This is a genomic window from Tardiphaga sp. GW822-FHT04G09, assembly GCF_058800725.1.
Window position 1 is genome coordinate 14,617 of sequence record NZ_JBXAMO010000035.1, and the last position, 21,522, is coordinate 36,138.

Below are 21,522 nucleotides of genomic sequence, written 5' to 3' on the forward strand. Positions count from 1 at the left end.
TTATCCACGCCATGTACCTCCGCACACCGAACAAATGGGTCCGCTTGTCAGCTTTGACTGCTCCTCGCTTCTTCGATGTCCGCTTTACGCGGTGAACTCGTGCGACAAGTACACGGGTTCATGTGCCGATGGCCCTGTATTTGCGTAGAGCTATCGGCCAGCGAGCCGAACCGTAGTCCGTTGCGATCGCCTCTGCCTCCCCGCCGATACGACGGACCGGATTTTCGACGTCGCGTGGATGGCTTAGGCCTTCGGCGACAAGAACCGTAGACGGTTCTGTCGCCATCGTTACCTCACGGGCCCACCGCCCGCTCATTGATAACGGCAGCCCCCGGCACGATCGTCTTCTCGCTTTTATAGTTTGCAGAGTTTAGATATCCGCCAAAAGTAGCCACCACGAGCGGCCCAATTGCGACACCGCAAGCGGTCAAGAGCATCGCCAAGCTGAAGTCACCGGTCATATCGCGAAATATGCCGATCATCTGCGCTCCGAAATAGCCGTTTAATGTTCCTAGCGAGGTAATAGCTGCGGTGGCAGCCGCAGCTGCCGACCCAGTGAACGCGGAGGTTGGCCAAGTCATGATAATCAGGAACGCCACGTAAATGGATGAAGCCATGCAGAAGCCTAGCATTACCAGATAGATGTTCGACGATTGCCAAGCGACGAGCATCAGGCCACTAGCCGCGATCACTCCGGTGATGACCAGATGCCAGCGCCGCTCGCTCTTTTTGTCCGAATGCCAGCTCCAGTAAGTCATCCAGCAAATCCCGCAGATGGCCGGCATTGCACTCAGATAGCCGATCTGCACGCTCGTGAAACCGAACTCCTTGATCACTTGAGGCATCCAAAGGCTCACGCCGTAAAGACCGAAACCGAAAAAGAAGTAGCAGACCGCAAGCGTCAGCACGCGAGGATCGGACGCAGCCTTCAGAACGGAAAGGTGAGGCTGACCTGCGTCCCCTGCCTGATCGGACCTCAATGCGCCCGCCAACCAAGACCTTTGCTCTTCGGTCAGCCATTTCGCCTGCTCCGGTCGATCCTGAAGATAGAAGATGCAGGCGATACCGAGGATCGTGGCGGGCAGTCCCTCAATGATGAAGAGCCACTGCCATCCCGTCAGCCCGAGCACGCCATTCATCTCAAGGATGTAGCCAGCTGACGGTCCGGAGATGACCGATGAGACCATACCGCAGGCTCCGAACAATCCGTACACGCGAGCGCGATAGTTGCGCGGCACCCACTGGCTAAAGAAATAGACAGAGCCAGGGTAGAACCCGCCTTCGGCAGCCCCCAGGAGGAAGCGCACGACATAGAAGGAATATTCCCCCTGCACTAGTGACATCCCTGCGGCCAGCAGCCCCCAGGTTATCATGATCCTTGCGATCCAGATTCGCCCGCCGAGCTTGGCAAGTGCCAGATTGCTCGGAAGCTCGAATAGTACAAAGCCCCAGAAAAAGATGCCGGCGCCCGTCCCGAAGGTCGTCGCAGTGAAACCCAAGTCCTTGTTCATGGTCAGAGCGGCGAATCCCACGTTGGTGCGATCCAACCAGTTGATCATGAAGCAAGTGCCCATGAATGGGATCAGCCGCCACATGACGCGCTTCAGCGTCGCCTTCTCCAAATCCTCGTTCATTGCCTCTCCTATCGGTATTATTAGTTTGTTTAATTCGAAGGCATATTAGCCTTGGCGCTTCACGATGTTTCGCAAAGTGCCGATACGCTCCACGTTGAGCTCGACGACATCGCCGTCCTGGAGGAATCGTCCCATCTCTAGGCCGCAGCATCCTCCGACAGTCCCGGTACCGATCACCTCGCCGGGGTGAAGGGTCTCGTCTGCGGAGATGAACGAGATCATCTCCGCGATGCCATGAAGCATTCCTTTGGTCCGCGTTTTAGCCCACGTTTCACCGTTGACGCGTACCTCCGCCTCGAGATCGAGCGGCAAGCCGATTTCGTCGCTGGTCACGATCCAAGGTCCCATTGCGTTTCCGCAATCGAAGCTCTTGCCTTTGGTCGGCCCCAGGCCGCCCATCATTTCCTTGGCTTGCTGATCACGAGCGGAGAAATCGTTGAGGATCGTGAAGCCAAAAATCTGGTCGGCGGCCTCCTCCACGGAGACGTTTTTACAGCGACGCCCGATCACGACTGCGACCTCAAGCTCGAAGTCCATTACATTGCTGTATCGCGGCCATTCGATCGACGTGTCCGGTCCGGTCACGCCGAAGCGATTTGAAATGTAATAAATTGGCTGGGATCTATAGATTGCCGGAACCTCGGAGTGCGAGATCTCATCTCCGATCCCGAGCGATGACTTCAGTCGGGACATGCCGACCGGTGCGTCACGAACATGCTGCTCGAACGCCGAGCAATCGCGGATTTGTGAAGGCACGGGCAGCGGCGCATGCAACGCGACATCGGAAAGGGCGAGTCCATCGACGTTCCCGCGCCTCACACGCTCGGCGAGCTTGGTAAGGTGTTCAAGCCCCGCCTCGCCACTCTCGATCAAAGCCATCATGGACGCGAACGACGCCGGATCGATACCTTCGGTAGAATTGGCCAACGCAAGCATATCGTGGATGAGCCGAGCTTCCGCATCGACCAGACCGACGCGCGGGCGTTCGTTTTGAACACTGAACGTTGCGAGTTTCATAGGATTTCCTAGGTTAGGATGTGTTTGATTTTTGTTTTCGACATCACTTCTAATAGTTGAGAAATCAGTGGGATCATGCGGCCACCTTGATTGGTGATCTGCAGGAATGCCCATCGTCGCCGCGAGTTGGGCAAACACAGCAATTTCGCTGTTCATGCCTTGTGTGAAACGTCGGGAGCCAGCTTGAGAGGCTCCGCTCCGAGAGCGGTGAGTTTGTTGCGACCGCCACGTATCCCATCACGCCCTGCACGTTCCGCGTGGGCCAATTATCCGCGGCGCGTCCGCAACTCAGAAACGCGGGACGCCCGCCGATGATGAGCAATGCACACCGGTTAATACCCGTAGCAATCTTCACATCAGCTCTCTCTTTTATGACCATCATGGGTGTGGTGATGCATGTTTGAGGGCTTTCCGCCTTTCCCGCGTCGCATCTCGGTCGACTTCGCCTTCGGATCCGAACGCGACGCCGTAATCTTCGAAGGCGCTCTCGCGGCTGACATATCCCGCTTCGACGTCTGCGAGCACGCGTAGAAGTTCGCGTTCGTAGGGCGGTCCGTAGCCACCTCCTCCGCCCGAAACGATGCGGATGCGGTCACCGGGGCCGAGAGCGTAAGTTCCCTTCCAGGTTCGGACCTCGGTGCCGCCCTTGCGTTGCACTTCGACGAAGCAGGTTTGTCCGGCTTGACCGCCCGCCATGCCCCACGGTGGGCATTTGCCTCGTTCGAACATGAGGCTGATCGTGCAGGGGTGTATCACTCGATACTCTTTCTCGACGCCGAGCCCCCCTCGCTGCCTTCCGGCGCCGCCGCTATCCGGCCGCAACGCTTTTCTGGTCAACATGAATGGATAGAGTGCTTCCTGCATTTCGATCGGAATATCGGGAACGTCGCCGTGAGCATTCGAGCGAAGCGGAAATGCCCCGTCTTCATCGACAGTGGCGCCCCATCCGCCGGTCACTGTATCCAGATGAACAACTCGCCCGTATCGGGTAGATGTCCGAAGATGGTGTGAACGCCGTAGGTCCCATGATGGGCGGCCATAGCGTTGGCGGGCACGGCCTCTCCCATGGCTCTCATAATTGTGTCCACGACTGTGGGCACCGTATTTCCGGAGCCTCCGATAGGCGCACCCGTTCGGGCTGTCAGAAAGGTGCCGTCGGGGGCTTCGTCATCAAGCAGATCGAAGTCGCCTTGATTGACTGGCTCCTGAGGCGTGAGAAGATACTTCGCCGCGATACGTGCTGCCGCGATCGCACCGCCATTTCGCCCGGCGTTGGACGGCCCTGGCATCTGCGGACCTAGCCCGGAAAGGTCAACGATCAAGCGTCCGTTGGCTTTGCGCACTTTGACGTGGATCGGGACAGTGCCGTTGCCCTCGCCATCGAGAAAGCTTTCGGCGACGTACTCGCCTGGGGGAATTCCGGCAATGACGCTCGCTGCGGTTTCGCGGGATTGCCGCCGCATACTGTCGAAGGTTGCGTTAAGCAGATCGACTCCCCGCCTTCGCGCGATGTCGAGCAGCATGTCTCGTCCAAGCAGGCAGCCCGCCAACTGAGCTTCCAGATCGCCGAGCAACAATTTCGGAAAGCGGCTGTTAACAGCGCAAAGTCGAAACACGTCCTCTACGCGCTTACCGGCATTTAGGAGCCGGACGCACGGGAGTTGAATCCCTTCTTGCCAAACGTCGGTAGTCTCCGTGCCTGTGCTCGAGCCGGGCGCCGAGCCCCCGACGTCGATCCAGTGGACTAGGACGGCAAAAAAGCCAAGCAATGAACCGTTTGCCGCTCCGTCCTCACGCACTGGAGTGAGGAGAACGACATTGTTTAGATGCTGCCCGAGTGTCGCAGCTGAGTTGGTGAGAATTGCGTCACCGTGCACGAGATTCTCTACGCCATGCACCGATATCGCCTCTCGAACGCCGGTACCGAGCGCGTTGGCGACGAAGATCGGCAAGCTTCCCCGCGACTGCGCGATCAACGATCCGCTGGGATCTACGAGTCCGACGGAGTAATCTTTGTATTCCTGCACGAGCGGGCTGAAGGCACTTCGCTCAATGTTCTTCTCGATCTGATTGGGGATCGAGAGGATTTCGTGTCGCAAGATCTCGATATCGATCGGATCACCGTCTATGACGACTCGTGGCATAGAGACGTTCATGGTTCCACTCCGTGTCCAGCAACCTGTATGATGATTTCGCCGAGAGGTCCGACAGTCGCGACATCGCCGTCTCCGACTAGCGTGGTGGAGCCGTACTCCTCGATCACGGCCGGTCCAGTCGTGCTCCACCCAACGGGGAGGACGTCGCGCTTCCACACCGGCGCATCGACCCACCCACCTGGCCGCAGGTGCATTGGCCTGCGCGATGCGGGCGTAGGAGGTCCAGAGGCGTCGTCGGACTGTGGAGCTAAAACCGTCAGCGACGGACGGTCGCCGGGACTTTCCGCCGATACTCGCAAACCGACCACTTCCGGCTTGAAGTCTTCGCCGAGCACACGCCCGAAACGCTGGCCATAGGCCGCCTCGAAGGATTTCCTCAAAACATCTGCGGATGGGTCGCCAACAAAATCGACCGGGATGCTGTGCCGCTGGCCGCGGTAGCGCATATCCGCTCGCCACTGATATGTTATCGGCTTGCTGGTGAACTCGCGGGCCGCTTCGAGTTCGACGTCTTTGCGTAGTTTGTCGCGGACCGAAAGAAGCGTCACGATACCGGGTCCGGAAAGATCCGCAATGATGCTCTGCGCCAGATCGACCCGCGCACTCGCCATCAACATTCCTAATGCCGAGAAATTGCCCGGCTGCGGTGGAACTACGACGCGTCTTATGCCGAGACTTCTGGCAAGTTCGGCGCCGAAGATCGGTCCGCCGCCGCCGAAGACCAGTAGCGCGAATTCGCGGACGTCGTATCCACGCGCTACCGTGATCTCCTTCACGGCACCGGCCATGAGAGTCGTGGCGAGATCGAGAATGCCGTGCGCTACGCGCGTGGTCGCCTCTTCACCACTTCCGTAACCGAGCGGGATCGCGACGCGATCACGGATCGCCGCTTCTGCGGCTTGCCCATCGAGCGACAGACGACCACCGAGGAAACTGCCGCCACCGATGCGTCCCAACCGAAGATTGGCGTCCGTCACGGTCGGTTCGGTGCCGCCGCGCCCAAAGCAAGCCGGCCCCGGTTCGGAACCTGCGCTCCGTGGTCCGACCCGCAAGCGCCCCTGCGTATCGGTCCAGCCGATCGAACCGCCGCCCGCTCCGACTTCGACGATGTCGAGCACGGGACTTCTGATAGGAAAACCTCGAACATAGCCGCCGACCCAGTAGGTAGGTTGGACTGCGAACGAACCTTTCTCCACGAGCGCGCACTTCGCCGTGGTTCCTCCCATATCGAAGGCCACCACCTTGTCCAACCCTAGTGCGCGGGCATATTCGGCAGCCGCGATCACGCCGCCGATCGGGCCCGACTCGACAAGAGCAACCGGCCGCTCGACCGCCGCATCGAAGGACATGATGCCGCCGTTGGATCCCATCATCGTCAGATCGCCGTCGAAACCTCTTTCACGAAGGCGGTTCGTGAACCCTGCGGCATATGCAGCGATCGCAGGCCCGACATAGGCGTTTGCCGCAGCCGTTGCCGACCGCTCATACTCGAACCATTCGCGAGACAATGCGGAGCCAGACGTAAAATAGACGCCAGGCAGCAGTTCGCTGAGAATATCGACGGTTCTCTGTTCGTGACTGGGATTGGCGTACGCGTTGAGAAACGAAACCGCGACTGCACTTACGCTCGCATTGCGCAACATAGAGGCCAACGCTACGACTTCGCTCTCGTCGAGCGCTTCGATCACCGCTCCGTTCGACGAGATCCGTTCGGTCACTTCGAAACGAAAGGCACGCGAAATCAGTGGCGCCTCGCGTCGTTCAGCAATATCGAACGGCACCGGACGGTTTCCGCGGGCAAGTTCGATCACGTCGCGAAATCCGCGGGTGCAAATGAGCGCAGCCCGTGCACCCTTGCGCTGCAGAAACGCGTTGATGACGTGAGTGGTGCCGTGTTTCAGTGCGACCGCGCGAGCGAATTCGCCCTTGGCCTCGTCGATGCCCGCAACCACTCCGTCGACGAGATCGCCGTAGGTCGTGAGCGATTTCGCAAACGAAATCTTTTGCTTGGTCACGTCGTAGACGGCAACGTCAGTGAACGTTCCGCCTGTGTCCGCTGCGATGAAGTGAGACAAAACCCCTCCCCGAAGATCATCCTATTGTCGTTGGCGGGGAGAGTGATGAAATCTGACAGCCCTGTGTAGCCGCCAGAGATAACCGAGCTCCGTGCAGATTCTGCACGAATGGATTACCGGGGTTGGTCTTCTCGGTAGACGAGCATCCGTCCGGCGATGTGATCCGCCAACAGGCGGATGCGCAGTGGCGGATCCCGATGCGCGGCCAATACCCACATCGCCGGGGGATCACCGTCAGGGTAAACCGATCGGAATTCCTGGAATAGTTCCACGAGGCGCCCCTCCGCTATCGCGTCGCGGACGAGAGCATCCGATAATCTGGCGATGCCAGCTCCGGATAGGGTCAACTGTAGTAGCATCGTCCAGCTGTCGGCGGACAGCTGCGATCGGACTCTGAGTGGTATCAGCTTGCGTTCCGAGTCCTCGAAATACCACTCGGATGGCTCGCTGACCGTGTGCGTAAGGCATGAATGGCTCGTCAATTCGGACAGCGTTCGCGGTATACCTCGTCGTGCGAGGTACGCCGGCGAGGCGACCAGCCGGCGTGTATATTCCCATATCCGTCGACCAACCAGCTCTGCGTCAGGACGGCGTCCCGCGTGGATGGCCAGATCGCACTGTCCATCGAGTAAGCGGGCCGGTTCTTGGGCAATTGACACAGCGATCCGCACGTCCGGCTGCAACTCGATGAACTCGCCGAGAATAGGGGGAAGGTATTCGACCGCCGCGTAATCGTTCGTCGCAATGCGCACGAGGCCAGCCGCACGCCCCTGCATCGCCCCGATCTCGTCGCGGATCCGCCCCCAATCCGAAATGGAGCCGCGCGCCCAATTCAGAAGTACGGCGCCCGCCGGCGTAGTCGCTATGGAACGGGTCGTTCGGACGAGCAGCTGCGCGCCCAACTCAGCTTCGAGGGCCGCTATGCGGCGGCTTGCCAGAGACGGCGAAATATCCAGGGTTCGCGCCGCGGCGGCAATTCCGCCCTCGTCGACGACCGAGGCGAACAACCTGATTAGATCGATATCCATCCGCTGAATCCACGCAGCTCCGGTCGAATTCGGCGTTGCGACCCGGACGGCCGCTTTTTGGCACTCTCCCAGCTCAAACGCGATGGTTATTTCCCGAGCTGTTCGACGATAGGGCTCAGGGAGATACGTACAATATCGGGAGATGGAGCCGACTTGCCACAACTCAGATTAGGCGCCTCGACAAGACCAATCTGCGCGACTGCCAGCAACGGGAGAGCGCGGCGCGCCGGACACCTAACGCGATTTCGCCCTGCGAACACTGATAGTGCATAAGGAAACGCTTCGGCCGAAGTGGATCTGCGGACCGCAACGCAAGGCTTAAAGCGATTACGACGGGCCAGGGCCGGCATGCATATCCCAATAGCATGGTATCGAATTGCGCGCGGATTTCTCCCCCGATGATCAGTCGAGCATCATATGCGGGCAATTATGCAAAGCTCGGAGCGAGAGAGAACGAGTTTGCAGAGAATGCCGACAGCCAGGTTGCCAAGCTCTCCCACGGAAGCCGGCAGTGGCTTGAACTTGCCAACGGACGATAGGACTAAAACTCGAGAGCCAGACTATTCCCGGCCGCTTGCGCCTTCCATCCTTTTGGATCTCCTGCTGAACGAGATAGACGCGCATGCCGCACTCGCTTGACCCCAACCCTGGTTTGAGGACTTGCTGACCGTCGTAGTGTCTGCCGTTCTGAGTACGAAATGGAATTGGCGCATCGCGGAAGAGACGTTATCAAACCACGCTCACAGGGGCGGCGCCTGGAGTGGTAAGAGAAATCAGGCAGCGCTTCGCTTGGCTTCTGCGCCCAACAGTCCGGCACGAACGAGGGCGGCTTGGATCCTCTCGATCTCCGATTGATCGAGCTTCACGAGAGGCGGCCGAACGACGGCGCGCGGCAGCTTCCCGAGCAGAACCAGGGCTTCCTTCATCCGGTTGTGCATGTTCACGAAGGGATCGGCGTAGAAGACGCTCGCGACCGGATGGATGAGATCGTTCAGCCGCCGGGCTTCCTTCAGATCGTTGGCTTGCACGGCGCGGAACAATTGCGCCTGCAGATCCGCGATGACGCTCCCGCTTCCGGACAGCAGACCGGCGCAGCCAAGCACGAGCGAGCTCAAGAGCCAGGCGCTATTGGTCGACAGCACGTTGACCGGGCTTTTGCGGGATTGCAGGAGCCTGATCGTTGCTTCATGCTGAGGAACCGCGGGCGTCCAGTCCTTGATGGCGCGAATGCTCGGAACCTGATCCGTCAGCTTCGCGAGCGTCGCCATCGGGTAGCCCTGGCCGGTCGACAACGGATACTGGAACGCGATCAACGGAAGGTCCGTCGCATCAGCGATCGCCTTGAAATGGGCCAACACCATTTCCGACGATTGCCCCAGCGTAAACGGAGCTGGAGGAAACACCAGCAGAGCCGACGCGCCGCCTGCCTGGGCACTGCGCGCAATTCTAGCGGCCTCCAGGCTACCGTCTGCCCAGATACCGTGAACGATCGGCAACTTCGTTCCGATTTCGTCGGCCGCAATCTCCATCACCCGACGCTGCTCGTCTTCCGTGCAGGACGACACCTCCGTCGAATGAGCATTCACCGTGACTGCCGATAGCCCATCGACCGCAGCAATGTCCCTCAGATGGCTCCGAAAGCTCGCTTCATCGATCGAGAAATCGTCGAAGAACGGAAGCAACGCTGCTGGAACAACGCCCCGCGGCACGAAATCTGTCTTGCGGATCATATTCTTTCCTCTTCTCGCTGGAAGTTCATAGGTCGATTTACGAAGGCGTAGCCAGCAATGGCTCCGGGTGGCGATCCGAGGCCCTATGCGAGACTAATTTTGGCGCAGCTCGCGGCGGCCGAAGGAGGTTCGCTCCCCACCACGCGACCTCGTACACGCCTACAACGCATCCGGATCAGTTGCGGTAAGACGAGTCATCACGATCTAGCCGCCGCACCAAAGCTGGCCATTCGCGCTCGCCCGGATCGAGGATCCCTCCTTGCAGATCCCAGAACTGTCGCGCGGCCTTCTCACAGACATCGTGCGGTGGCGTCACGAGCTTTGTCCCAGAAGCCTGCATCTGCAACTGCACGCGCGCAGCGCGTTCGAAGTAGTAGAGAAGCATGAATGCTTCGCTTGGGGTGCGACCGACGGTCAGAATTCCATGATTGCGCATAAGCATGACTTTGTGAGGGCCGAGGTCGCGCACCAAACGAGCCTGCTCGTCGAGGTCGATTGCAACGCCTTCGTAGTCATGGAAAGCCTGCCGGTTGTAGAAACGCATTGCGAACTGGCTCAACGGCAGCAGCCCCTCTCCCTGCCCGGAAACGGCAATGCTTGCGTCAGAGTGCGTGTGAAGGACGCAAGCGGCGTCCACACCCGACTTGTGGATCGCCGAATGGATGACGAAGGCCGCCAGATTCATCTCGTGTGGCGTATCATCGAGTTTCTCGCCATCATGATTGATCTTGATCAACTGGGAGGCGGTCATCTCGTCGAACATGAGATCGTAGGGATTGATCAGGAACTGGTCGCCATGCCCAGGTACACGCAGCGAAATATGGCCGTAGATTAGATCATCCATGCCAAATTTCGCGACCATGCGGTAACAAGCGGCGAGAGCCACTCGGGCGTCCCATTCGGCCGGATCAGCCCCGCGAGTGGCGCGCGATAGAAATTGAGAACTTACGCTCATACGGTTTCCCTTTTGAGGCGGCGATATATCCATCGCCCGCGGTTCTGCTATTTTCGCCAGAACAATTGCACGAGTGTTGATCAATGTCAACCAACCGTTTGGTTTAGCACGGCGCGGCGGGCACGGCTGCTTGTGTATTCGGCCGACTATTAGAAAACAGCGAGGAAAGTCGCTAGGTCGGGAGCAAGGGCGATTTGACACGTCGATGCAAACCGATCTCGAAGCAATAACCGCAGTCACGTCGCGCCCGGGTTGCCCATGGCCCTTCCAGAGCGTTTAGATCCGGTTTCGTCGACGAGAGCGCCCATTGATTACCTCGTGCCGCGTTGGCGGATTGAGAGTGATCGGCCCTCTGTCGCGCAGCAGGCGCTCCCGGAGGAGATCACGTGCCGTGAAACGCAAACGGTCGATGGTCGCAGAGCGAATCCTCCGACGGAGGGCCGAGTTGCGCCGGGCGACTGCGATCAACGACACCGACGCTGAAGAATTGCGAGAATCGTCAACGGATCAGCCTAGGAAAATCAATCGAACGCAGAGCGAAGACGACCGCGGGAGCCTCCGTCTGCCAGGCCGACATGTTGGCGCGGGCGCGCGCGAGCGCATCCTGGTCATTGCCGAGATGATGGGAGACCGCGCCGCAGCACTGCTCGTCCCGCACCAGGGCGACCTCGATGCCGTGGCGGGTCAGCAGGCTGATAACGGCCTGGTTGATGCGGTGCCAGCACCTGCTGGGCACAGCCCTGTAGCAGCGCGACCCGGCCGCGCTTCTTGCCTGATGCCGCGAACACTGCCCGGCAGCGCGCCGCGCGGCGGCAGACGGCTCGGGCCAGCGCCAGCATCGCTTGAGGCGCTGGATCAGACCGGGCTTAGCTGCGGGGCGCGGCGTCGGCAGGAAGACGGCGAAAGGCCGGGCGAGTTGCGTCTGCCGCATGCTGATCCGGAAGCGCTGCGGGTCCGGAAGCACGAACGCCAGCACTTGGCGCAGCAGGCGCTGGCGAGAGGCCGCTGATAGCGCTGCTCGATCCGGACCCGGACCTGGTCGACGAGATGCAAGTAGTTCACGCCGGAGGGACAGGTCGTCATGCAGGACAGGCACGACAGGCAGCGCATGGCTCCAGCCGGCCGGGGGGCGCGTGAAGGGAGTCGCCGGAGCGACCACCACCTCCCGGGCGAGGCCGTCCATGCCGTCGCCCGGTGTGGTGGCAAAGTCGGCGAGGGTGGCCTCACCGTCCAGCCAGGTTGGGAAGAAGGTCGACACGACATGGTCGCCAGGCCTGAACTCAGCGACCTCCGAGCCGACCGCCTCCGCCACCCCGGCGCTGTCCGCCATGGGGCATGCGGGCCGCCGCGGCTGGCGACCGTCTCGTCACCGCACCGAGATCGTGGAAGTTCAGCGAGTTGGCATGCATCCGCGCGCGGATGGCGTTCGGGCCGGGATCGCCGGGGTCGGGAAGGTCCACCAACATTAGGCGTCGAGCCCTTGTTGAGGATGAGCCTGGATGGCTTTCATTTAGGTGCTCCTCGGCTGCGCGACGGCAGCCACTGCAGGACAATCGCGATCGCCGACAGCGCCAAGTGCGCCGCCTGGACACCCGACTATTTAGCCAAGCCCAGCATGGCCTTCGTCGAAGGCGTGCTCAGCCCGAGGCGCTCGACGCCGCCCGTTCCTAGGCGATCGGGTCCGAAGGCTTGTCCGCTCTGCAGCTCCGTGGCGATCATCAGACCGCTTATCGCCAATCCGGCCACAAAGCTTCCCGCCGATGCGCCCGACGTCCAACCCGCACGCTCATCCACGCGGAAGACCCTCCTCACGCCCCGGAACTGAGACGTCATAGGCGTTGAGCAGCGTCGAGATCAGGGCGTAGCCGGCCACTAGGTAGACCAGCTCGGCCGTCTGGTCTTCGCCAAACACCTTCAGGGCACGTTGGTAGGTGGACTCTTGAAGCTGCTTGCCGGCGCTCAGGGCCGCGGCGACGTCGTGGGCGGCCTGCTCCTCCTCGGTCAAATCGGCGGGGCGCTGGCCGGCTGCGACTGCGGCGATCTTGTCGTCGCTCAGGCTCGCCTGCGCGGCCACACGCTCGTGGGCGTAGAGCTCGAAGCGCGAGTCGAACCTCGCCCCAGTGACTAGGATGGCCACCTCTTTCGCCAGCTTGGGCAGTTTGGAGTTTTCGAGCAGCACCTTGGTGAAGGCCCACGCCGGCCCCCCGAACTTCGGGAAGCGCAGCATCGGTGCGAAGGGGCCGACGAGGGCACCGTCCTCGCGCTTGATGACGTAATCCGTCAGATGATCGGCGACCCTGGCCATGTCTTCATGCAGAGCCCGCACATCCGGCGGCATCTGGTCGGGGATAAAAGGCGGCGCGCGCATGATTACTCTCCTGATTAGACGGAAATCAGTTCGATTGGCGGAAGGCTCCTGCGCTGCAACGCCGTTCTTGCGATGGTGAGGGCTCCGAAAAACTCGAGCCCACTCGCCATATGGGCTTCACGTGCCGATGTTGAAATCGAACCTTTTGCCTGCAGTTATCGATGAAGCGGATACCAAGGACCTCGACTCGGCCTACTCGTCACGCCTCGAAGCCCTTTTGGCGGAAGGGAACGTCACGCGTGCCGCCCGGCGCCTGAAACTTAGCCAGACTGCCTTGTCGGCCCGGCTGGCGCGGCCTCGCGACGCCCTCGGCGATTCCCTTCTCATTCTGGCCCAGCGCGGGATGGTCCTTGCCCAGCGCGCAGTCGAGCTTCAGCAACCGTTGCATGAAGCTGGAAAGAGTCCGCAGGGTTTTGGCAAATGGAATGCTGTTCAACCTGACACCATTGAGGCTGCCCTGGTCATCGCCGCGACCGACTATGCGCAGTTAGCTCTGCTCAGCCGCTTTCTCAGTCGCGCTCAAGACCGAGGCGCCCAAGGTCCGCATCGCTTGGCGCGCTTTGGACGTGCTGGCGCTCGCCACGCAGTTGGAGCGCGGCGAGATCGACCTGGCCTTGGCAATGCCTGTTAGTGCACCGGCGACCACGCGCCAACTCAGATCATGTCGGCGGGCGCTGCTGGACCGCGATCGCAAGCAGAACGACGCGGTCATCGACGCTGTCATGTCGGGCAACATCTGCCGCTACGGCACCTACCGGCCTATCTTAAATTGTTATCTGTGAGCCGCGGTCACGATGATCTCGACTGCGTGCCTCGGTGAGGCCGGTCCAATCCCGTAAGCGGGCCAGACGGGCTCTCATGGCAGATCAGCACGCCGAGCAATCCGATCAGCGGAAGGAAGTTTACCAAGGCGTAGCGGTCCGACAAGGCCGATCGTTCACGCGTTTCTTCTTTTGACGATCATCTCGGGAAGCAGACGAGTGGCCGCTTGACGGGGCCCCGCGATCGGCCGTCCGTCCGGAACCCCGCTGCTCGATCGGTGAACTGGCAATGCGCCGCCACTATGGGAGCAGGCTTGGCGGCGGGTGTCACCGCATCGCGCCGCCATTAGCTGCCGAGATCGCGGTCGTCCCGTGCCGCGCGGGGGGGGGGGGGCGAACGGCGTGTGGCCTCAATGATGCCGTCGATGAGGCAGAACGAGGCACGTCGCCCGACGTGGGTCCACGTCTAAGGCGAAGCCGGATACGCCGGGGTTGCTCAGCTCTGGCCGCAACTGGTGTGACCCTAATGGGCTAATCTAAAGGCTTTACAACGCTGATGCGAATTTGATCGCTCAGCCACGGCATAATCTTTTCCATGTCAGGCTGTTGATTCTTGACATGAAGGTCTAACGCCTCCCGGCTTTCCCATTTCTCAACCGTATAAAAGCTGCCAGTATACTGTACGTCTTCAAACAGCTCATATGAAATGCAACCATCTTCCTGTCGCGCAGGGCCAATGAAGGCATGGAGGCCTGCTCGTACATCAACTTCGTGGCCGCTTTTCGCCCTCGCATGCCCCATAACGGTAATGGCTCGATTCTCGCTGCGCATGTGTTAGCTCCTTTGGCTTCGTGTTCTTTCTGGCGATGGGTCGGCAGAAACTATCGGCGACGTCCATGATCGTTTTCGAGGCTCACATCATTCAGTCGCGACCACCACGTGGCGTTGCATGCCAGCATCGACATACCTAAAAAGCTTCATAACATCCTCCGATCTGAGCGCTGAATCGCTTCGTGGTCTGCGGTCGCGGTCAGGCGGCCAGCAACTTGTCGAAACGAGAACACGCAGGCCATGAAGCTGCCGAGTCCGCTACTGCGGCAGAGTTCTGCTGCTCAAGGCCCGTCGTTGGATCGAGGCGGCGAAGTACGGCGTCTCCTCGGCGCAGTGGGCCTCGAGGGCCTTCTGAAACTCGTCCCGTGCGGACTTGTAGGATTTGCCTTTTTTTTCGAGGTAGGCATCGTACTCGGGGGTCGTATTGATAAGGCAGTTGTTGATGAACTCGTGGCGGTCTCCCTCCACAGGCTTTGCGGTGATCTCCCAGATGGCTTCGACGGTCGTGTACTCGCGCCCGATCAGCACGTCGGAATGGAGGCGACTTTGCAGTGCAGCTTTTCGCTGATGTCCTCGACGTAGTGTTCCACGATCAGAGCTTGACCAAAGTCCTCCACGTTGATCGACATGCGGCGGCCGTCCGGCGCGTGCGTGAACGCGGCCGACTTGTGGGCTTGGGACGTCGGGGTGCAGGCTTTGTAGTCCCACTCGTCCACGTGGAATAGCCAGTCGGTCAGGTCGATGAACCCGGTCGGGGCGATGATCTCTGCTTTGGGGATCGTGTGGGCCAGCGTTCGCTTCGTAAACGGCTTTGACAGCATCTGGTTCACAATTGGTTCGGCCATGGGTAAGTCTCATTCTAGAGGTTAACTGGTTGTGGTCTGATCCGGCCGCTACGGGTCGCATTTAGCTTCAGGCGGCGTTTGTCGAGCACCATGCCTTTCAGTGCGGCCACTGCACGCCCAGTCAGATAACGTGCCGCAAAAGATCGGGTGCGCTATGACTCCGAGGCGGACCTACCAAGAGCCGACCCGCGACCGAGAACTCTGGTAGATACAATCGTCACTAGAAGGACAGCGGCACCACATATCTGCACTTGGATGCGAGCCAACGGAAACCATGCTCAATCGGCTGCAATCATTTGGCATGTCTTCCCGATCTTGACCGCGAAAGAACACAGCATCATCGAAATGTCAACCAACCGTTTGGTTTTTACATCGTTTGACAGATTCAAGCTGTAATGACAATCACTTAATAATTGAATGGGGTGGTAGAGCCAAAGGAGCGAGCTTGTGCGGAAAGCAAAAACAAAGTCAGCACCTGGCAACGCTGCAGAAATTAGGCCGCAAACGCGAGAACGAATTCTTGAAGCCGCAATAAAGGAATTTGCCGAACATGGGTTTTCCGGCGCACGCATTGAGAATATCGCGGGCTCGGCGGAGGCCAACAAACAGGCCATCTACTACTATTTTGCTGACAAGGACGATTTGTATCGGCATGCGCTGGAATACTGCTACGAACTTTGCCATCGCGTAGACGACAACCTCTGGTTTCCGCACCTGCCGGCCGACCAGGCGCTTCACTCACTCGTCGATACTCTCTTTGGACATCTTAGCCAATTCCGAGACGTCATTTCGGTGATCTCCGATGAGAACAGAAACAGAGGGCGCCATCTTCGCAAAACGAAGATCCGCAGAATCAATCGCCCCACCATAGAAGCAATCGCTTCTATACTCGCACGAGGGAAAGCGGATGGCTCGATCCGCAGTGATATCGAGCCGGAACAGCTGTGGCTTTCCATCATGTCTTTAATCATGTTCTATTTTTCTAACTCCTATACGCTTTCACATCTGCTGGATCTCGACCTCACTAGCCCCGTCTGTGTCGAGAGGCGCCGGTCGGAGGTAGCTCGATTGATCTCCGGCGCGATGCGCCCCGAGGCTTCCCGATGAAAGTCATGGCAGTGAGAAGATTTCGCGGTCGCACGTCTGTGAAGTTGGCCTATTTTGCGATCCCGGCTCTCTATCTTGCGATCACCGGATGCTGACCGATCGGTTAAACCAAGTTGCCGGCGTTACTGCCAACTCGAGCGCATAGCCGTCGACGCCGTCACGCGGCGTATTCACGAAGTCCGCGACAGCGGGAGCGCCGTCCTGCCACGTCGGAGAAAGCAAGCACGGACGAGGTTGCCTGCGCGAATTTTTGTGAGACCCTCGCCGATAGCTTCGACGACGCCAGTTGAGCGGACTTGCACGAATTCGCACTCTATTTTCGCTGGGGCAGGAAGATCTGATGCTTTAACATCCACCATCGTTAGATGATCGAGCCCGACGGAGCATGCAGTCTCAACTCCTTCATCGCCGCACCTTCGACCATGCCCCGGGTTTATCGTCGCCCGGTTCATCCGAATGGCACATATGCTGCTCCGAAGCATTAGCCGCCCCTGCAGTCGAGTACCAGGGCCCCATGGCGACTTGAGATATTTGCGCGAGACCAGTGAGTACCAAAATGGTTTATCGTAAGCAGAATGGTCGCCGTCGGTAATGTTTGAAATCACAAGAGTGCACGGCTACTATCTATCCTATGGATAGCAAGCGATTGGACCTCAATCTCCTAGTCACATTAGAGGCGCTGCTGGTTGAGCAGAACGTGACAAAAGCGGCTGCTCGCCTGCACCTTAGTCAGCCAGCGGTTAGCGCTCAGTTGACTCGCCTTCGGAGTATTTTTGACGACCCTTTGTTGATTCCTGCACAACGCGGAATGACGCCTACCGCCAACGCGATCGAAATTCTTGATCCGCTGCGCCAAGCACTCAATCAGGTTCGTGCTACCGTCACCACTCGCAGGAACTTTGATCCTGCGCGAGCCGAGCTCACCGTCACCATCGCCTGTACGGATTACGTGCAAGCCGCCGTCGTCCAACCGTTCCTGGTGCATTTAAGGACCAAGGCACCGAGGGTCCGGGTTGCAGTGCGCAATTTAGATCTATCGCAGCTCGAGGCTCAAATGGCTCGCGGCGACGTAGACTTGGCTCTCATGAGGCCACGAGAGGCTCCGCCGAGCCTCCGTACTAAGCATCTGTTCGACGAGCACTATGTACTTATCGGACGAAAAGACCATCCTGGGCTACGAAACGGCATTACGATCGAGGAGTTTGTCGCACTAGATCATGTGATAGTTTCCCTTCGGGGAGGCAGCTTCGCTACCCCGGTCGATGACACTTTGGCTACGCTCGGGCATAAACGCAACGTGGTGCTGTCCGCAGCTTCGTTTTTGTTCGTGCCGGAAATCGTATCAAAGTCCGATTTCGTGGCTTTGGTCCCGACGCGGCTAGTCTCGAACCGTACCGATGACTTCAAGTTGGTCGACGCGCCTTTACCGGTGGAAGGCTTTGCCATCGGGATGGTGTGGCACGAGCGCAATCACGGACACAACGGCCAACGCTGGATCCGGGAATCAATCGTCTCACTGATTAATGCTCAGTCAGACGAGCACAGGTGCATCGCTGAAGTGCGGTAGCTCATGCCGATGCACACCAGCTTGCCTATCCCTGCGATTGGCACGCCAAGGCGGATCGGCGTCGGCACAACTCGTAAGTCCTCAAGTGGCTGATGCGCAAAGTCGCAAAGCTTGTCGGCTGCCAAGACCTCTGGTGTGATATCATCTAGGATGGCCGACAAATCTCGGACACGGCCTTGCGCGTCCAGCAGCCCGGGGCGCTCGGCGCCTTTGACGCCATATCTCAGAAATTTCATAGATTATCTTCCCAAAAATCTTTAGCGGCCCCCAGCGCCCTGCGCAGGCACATGGCTTGGGAAATTCGCTCCGGTGTCATCGATAGATCTAGCTCAAGGCGCCCCTGACCGACCGAAATGTCACAAGGATCGTGGCAAGGTCACACCTGAACCCAGCCGGCGTGAACGCGCAGTTCTCGCTGTTGTGGACGCGTTCGGCGGCTCGCGTTGATCCCGGCGCAGTCTCGCGTGACACTGACCGCTAAGAAGCTGAGCTGGAGTGAACAGCTGTGGGCATCGCTGGATCAGGTGCGAATTGTGTTGCTCGCTCAAGGCTGCTCGAGCCGTTATGGCATAAACGACGGTGATAACAACGTCTGACTATGCTGTTCTGCTCATGGCGAAGCCACTGCCGAACGACATTTGCGTCACTCCAAGGCGGACCGCGATTTACCTCAGTATCAATAGCGCCTCTGCACATTCTTTGGGGGCGCTAAATCGGCAAGGAACCACTTACATAAAGAAAGTGGCCGGCGCGAGCATGCGCCGGCCAAGTGATACTGCAGTATAACATTTGCCTGCTGCCTTCTCCAGGGAGGGGTTGGAGAATCTTGTAGTGCGCAAAAGTCGTAATGGATAAAGCTTCTAAGACGCAAATGGGATTGGGGAAAATTAGCGAGCGTCTTGCTAGACCGTTTCCGCACCTTTGTCCGCAATTATAATGGTTGGCGTGTTCGTGTTGTCCGAAGTCATTGTCGGCATGACAGATGCGTCAATCATGCGCAGTCGATCAAACCGACGACGCGGAAGCGTTGATCTACCACGGGGAGCGGATCCATATTGACGCCTATTTTTGCCGTCCCGACCGGATGGAAAACCATGGTCCCGATATCGCCGGCAACCGTAGGGAGTGAGGTGGCGTCGTCTCCGACCATAGACCCAGGCGAGTACTCTTCCGGCTGATACAGGTTTGATGCAGGCTGTTTCATTAATCGTTGGGTTTTGCGAACTGCATCAGCAGCGACTTCGCGATCATCATCGGTCGATACCCTTCGGTTCCGTAGCGAACAAGCTTCATTCTGAGCATTTCCTGGTAAACACCCTTCATCCGGAAGATTTCATTGTGATGACCGCGGGCAGGATTGCAATTTTTTAATGTCGTATTCCACACCGTCACAGCAGAGCCGCGAGAGACGCCGCAGTGGTTTCCCAGCTAAGTACGTAGCGCTCTGAAAAATTTCCGGACATCTGCGACCATCGCATCGGGCTGCTCCCAAAATGCAAAATGGCCTCCTTGCGCCATCTTGGTGTAATGAACCAAATTAAAATTGCGCTCCAGTGCACTTCTCGGCGGATTGAGGAGAGTCATCTCGTGCGGTGACGAGACAAATCCGGTTGGTACAGCGACTTTACCTTCAATGGCTCCGGCATCCTCGGAAAGTCCGCGATAGAACCAGGCAGCGGTGCCGATCGTGTTCGTGACAAGATAGATCATCAGATTCGTGATCACCTGGTCTTTGGTGAAGACGGGTTCTAGCGTAGGCGAGTCGCTCCAGCCTTTGAGTTTCTCGACAATCCACGCTGCTGTGCCAATTGGGCTGTCGCTGAGCGCGAGCGCTACGGTCTGAGGCTTGTTGCGTTGCTCGGTATTGTAGTCCAGCTCCCTCGCCCTGTAGTCGGCAAGTTCTCGGACATAGGCGCGCTCTTCGGGAGTTTGCTCACTTTCGGGAGGCAGCGGCGCAGCGACAGCTGCAATACCGTTGAAATGCAACCCTATTAGTGAATTTGGATACGTGCGGCCCAACTGGACTTGAATGGTGTTTCCCAGATCGCCTCCCTGAGCTCCATATTGCGAGTAGCCGAGCACGCCGGTCATAAGTTGATCCCATAGGGCGGCCGTGGTCGCAGGCCCAATCGGCTTGCCCGGCGGTTTTGACGAAAAACCGAATCCCGGCAGCGATGGCACTACGACATCGAATGCATCGTCAGGCGACCCGCCAAAGCTCGCGGGATCGCTTAGCGGTCCAATAGCTTCAATAAACTCGACAACTGAACCCGGCCACCCGTGAGTGAGGAGAAGAGGCATCGGTCGCGGTCCACGTCCTTTCACATGATAGAAGTGAATATCGTAAGCGTCCACGCGGGCGATAAACTGCGGGTACCGGTTAAGGCTCGCTTCCGCTTTCCGCCAATCGTACTGCGTTGCCCAATAGTGAGCGAGTGCCTTCATGTAATCCCAGTCCGTACCGTAACGCCAATCGTTCCCGTCAAGCCTGTCCGGGAACTGTGCGTCACGAACGCGACTTAGGATTCGGTCGATCGTGGTTTTGGTAACATCCACTCGAAAGGGGCGCACCGCCGCCTCGAAGTTTGATTCGATCAACGTCATCGGGATATCCTTAATAGATCATCGAGTATCGGGCCGAAACATTGGCTAAACGCGCTTGACGCTTCCGCCGCAAGCAATGTGAAACGACCCCGTCGGTCTACTCACATGGTGCGATCATTGACCTCTTCGCTCGTCTAACCGATGGCTCATTAGCAAGCGATCGTCCTTGTCTGTCCTGTCAACGTTGTTTGCTGCGGGTAGACTCGGTGCGCTTGGTCAATCTGTGAAATCGACAGAGTTATGGCCTGCCATCTATCGGATGGATACCAGCGGGAGCCCCCGTATCCCAATTATCGCTCGCTCAAAAGCCGCGAAGACCCGTTCGGATGAGAGGCTTGTCCCCTCGACATTCCGCCATAGAACAGCGCGGGCTCGTTGTAATCTATCGCCGCAAACTCGTCTTTTTCCGTCCAATAGTCCTGATTGTTCAACCAAGGCGCCCTGTCTCCGCATTTCGGCAGGAGATGGATCGACCGACTCAGATATCCGGGATTGAAATTTTCCGGGCTGATCCACGGTGAGAGCGACATGTTATTGTCCTCTGCACGTAACCGAGGCGTCACCCGACCAGCACCGATGTCTTCCATGTGCGTGAGAAGTCGGCAGACGAAATCTGAGACAAGATCGGCTCTCATAGTCCAACTGGTTCGGAAGTAGCCGAAGACCCAAACAAGATTCGGGACCCCCGTGAACATCATGCCGCGGTACGTCACGGTATCCGCGAAATTCAACTGAAGGCCGTCGACGCTGAACGCAATGTCACCCATTGTCAATCGGCCCTTTAATTGCGATCTGTTGTCAAGCGCCCTTTAACCCGCCCTCAGCAAAACTTTAGCGCTCGCCC

The 21,522-nt window shown here is 58.7% G+C and carries 17 protein-coding genes and 4 pseudogenes; 5 read left to right on the plus strand and 16 right to left on the minus strand.

Annotated features, from left to right (window positions below):
• Positions 1–293: 293 nt before the first annotated feature.
• From AC1RLZ_RS30380 to AC1RLZ_RS30420, 9 genes and pseudogenes are all read right to left on the minus strand, one after another.
• Positions 294–1,634: an MFS transporter gene (locus AC1RLZ_RS30380; protein ID WP_493191717.1), complete on the minus strand. Its 1,341-nt coding sequence runs from the start codon at positions 1,632–1,634 to the stop codon at positions 294–296.
• A 45-nt stretch (positions 1,635–1,679) separates the two neighbouring features.
• Positions 1,680–2,651 carry a fumarylacetoacetate hydrolase family protein gene (locus AC1RLZ_RS30385; protein ID WP_493191718.1) on the minus strand — a complete coding sequence of 324 codons (972 nt, stop codon included), beginning with the start codon at positions 2,649–2,651 and terminating at the stop codon, positions 1,680–1,682.
• 378 nt (positions 2,652–3,029) lie between these two features.
• Positions 3,030–4,807 (minus strand): annotated as a pseudogene (locus tag AC1RLZ_RS30390) (hydantoinase B/oxoprolinase family protein).
• Positions 4,804–6,882, minus strand: coding sequence for a hydantoinase/oxoprolinase family protein (locus AC1RLZ_RS30395; RefSeq protein ID WP_493191719.1), 2,079 nt, complete (start codon positions 6,880–6,882; stop codon positions 4,804–4,806). The pseudogene AC1RLZ_RS30390 and the gene AC1RLZ_RS30395 overlap by 4 nt, the downstream one beginning before the upstream one ends.
• Before the next feature lie 113 nt (positions 6,883–6,995).
• Complete coding sequence (locus AC1RLZ_RS30400; RefSeq protein ID WP_493191720.1) at positions 6,996–7,910, minus strand: LysR family transcriptional regulator; 915 nt, start codon at positions 7,908–7,910, stop codon at positions 6,996–6,998.
• 773 nt (positions 7,911–8,683) lie between these two features.
• Positions 8,684–9,640 carry a dihydrodipicolinate synthase family protein gene (locus AC1RLZ_RS30405; protein WP_493191721.1) on the minus strand — a complete coding sequence of 319 codons (957 nt, stop codon included), beginning with the start codon at positions 9,638–9,640 and terminating at the stop codon, positions 8,684–8,686.
• A gap of 175 nt (positions 9,641–9,815) precedes the next feature.
• On the minus strand, positions 9,816–10,595 hold the full coding sequence (locus AC1RLZ_RS30410; protein ID WP_493191722.1) for a class II aldolase/adducin family protein: 780 nt from the start codon (positions 10,593–10,595) through the stop codon (positions 9,816–9,818).
• A gap of 499 nt (positions 10,596–11,094) precedes the next feature.
• A complete protein-coding gene (locus tag AC1RLZ_RS30415; protein ID WP_493191723.1) occupies positions 11,095–11,925 on the minus strand; it encodes a heterodisulfide reductase-related iron-sulfur binding cluster in 831 nt (276 codons plus the stop codon).
• Between the two features lie 456 nt (positions 11,926–12,381).
• Entirely contained in the window at positions 12,382–12,963 is a 582-nt protein-coding gene (locus tag AC1RLZ_RS30420; protein WP_493191724.1) for a carboxymuconolactone decarboxylase family protein, read from the minus strand.
• A gap of 127 nt (positions 12,964–13,090) precedes the next feature.
• Between AC1RLZ_RS30420 and AC1RLZ_RS30425 the strand changes: the two genes are divergently transcribed.
• Positions 13,091–13,594, plus strand: a complete 504-nt coding sequence (locus AC1RLZ_RS30425; RefSeq protein ID WP_493191732.1) for a LysR family transcriptional regulator — start codon at positions 13,091–13,093, stop codon at positions 13,592–13,594.
• Entirely contained in the window at positions 13,530–13,745 is a 216-nt protein-coding gene (locus AC1RLZ_RS30430) for a hypothetical protein (RefSeq protein WP_493191733.1), read from the plus strand. The genes AC1RLZ_RS30425 and AC1RLZ_RS30430 overlap by 65 nt, the downstream gene beginning before the upstream one ends.
• 510 nt (positions 13,746–14,255) lie before the next feature.
• On the opposite strand, the gene AC1RLZ_RS30435 is transcribed toward AC1RLZ_RS30430, so the two are convergent.
• The 3 genes from AC1RLZ_RS30435 to AC1RLZ_RS30445 form a co-directional block, all read right to left on the minus strand.
• Positions 14,256–14,555 carry a putative quinol monooxygenase gene (locus AC1RLZ_RS30435; RefSeq protein ID WP_493191725.1) on the minus strand — a complete coding sequence of 100 codons (300 nt, stop codon included), beginning with the start codon at positions 14,553–14,555 and terminating at the stop codon, positions 14,256–14,258.
• Between the two features lie 258 nt (positions 14,556–14,813).
• A complete protein-coding gene (locus AC1RLZ_RS30440) occupies positions 14,814–15,083 on the minus strand; it encodes a hypothetical protein (RefSeq protein WP_493191726.1) in 270 nt (89 codons plus the stop codon).
• On the minus strand, positions 15,077–15,400 hold the full coding sequence (locus tag AC1RLZ_RS30445) for a hypothetical protein (protein ID WP_493191727.1): 324 nt from the start codon (positions 15,398–15,400) through the stop codon (positions 15,077–15,079). Before AC1RLZ_RS30445 ends, AC1RLZ_RS30440 begins: the two co-directional genes overlap by 7 nt.
• A gap of 71 nt (positions 15,401–15,471) precedes the next feature.
• On the opposite strand from AC1RLZ_RS30445, the pseudogene AC1RLZ_RS30450 reads away from it, so the two are divergent.
• From AC1RLZ_RS30450 to AC1RLZ_RS30460, 3 genes and pseudogenes are all read left to right on the plus strand, one after another.
• Positions 15,472–15,558 (plus strand): annotated as a pseudogene (locus AC1RLZ_RS30450) (hypothetical protein); the annotation flags it as partial.
• A 289-nt stretch (positions 15,559–15,847) separates the two neighbouring features.
• Complete coding sequence (locus AC1RLZ_RS30455) at positions 15,848–16,507, plus strand: TetR family transcriptional regulator (RefSeq protein WP_493191728.1); 660 nt, start codon at positions 15,848–15,850, stop codon at positions 16,505–16,507.
• Positions 16,508–17,153: 646 nt separating this feature from the next.
• Positions 17,154–18,074 carry a LysR family transcriptional regulator gene (locus AC1RLZ_RS30460; RefSeq protein WP_493191729.1) on the plus strand — a complete coding sequence of 307 codons (921 nt, stop codon included), beginning with the start codon at positions 17,154–17,156 and terminating at the stop codon, positions 18,072–18,074.
• On the opposite strand, the gene AC1RLZ_RS30465 is transcribed toward AC1RLZ_RS30460, so the two are convergent.
• From AC1RLZ_RS30465 to AC1RLZ_RS30480, 4 genes and pseudogenes are all read right to left on the minus strand, one after another.
• A complete protein-coding gene (locus tag AC1RLZ_RS30465; protein WP_493191730.1) occupies positions 18,035–18,310 on the minus strand; it encodes a hypothetical protein in 276 nt (91 codons plus the stop codon). The genes AC1RLZ_RS30460 and AC1RLZ_RS30465 overlap by 40 nt on opposite strands.
• Before the next feature lie 666 nt (positions 18,311–18,976).
• Positions 18,977–19,338, minus strand: a pseudogene (locus tag AC1RLZ_RS30470) (GMC oxidoreductase); the annotation flags it as partial.
• Between the two features lie 164 nt (positions 19,339–19,502).
• Positions 19,503–20,678, minus strand: a complete 1,176-nt coding sequence (locus AC1RLZ_RS30475) for an epoxide hydrolase family protein (protein WP_493191731.1) — start codon at positions 20,676–20,678, stop codon at positions 19,503–19,505.
• Positions 20,679–21,031: 353 nt separating this feature from the next.
• A pseudogene (locus AC1RLZ_RS30480) lies at positions 21,032–21,445 on the minus strand (FAD-containing monooxygenase EthA); the annotation flags it as partial.
• Between the last annotated feature and the right edge of the window lie 77 nt (positions 21,446–21,522).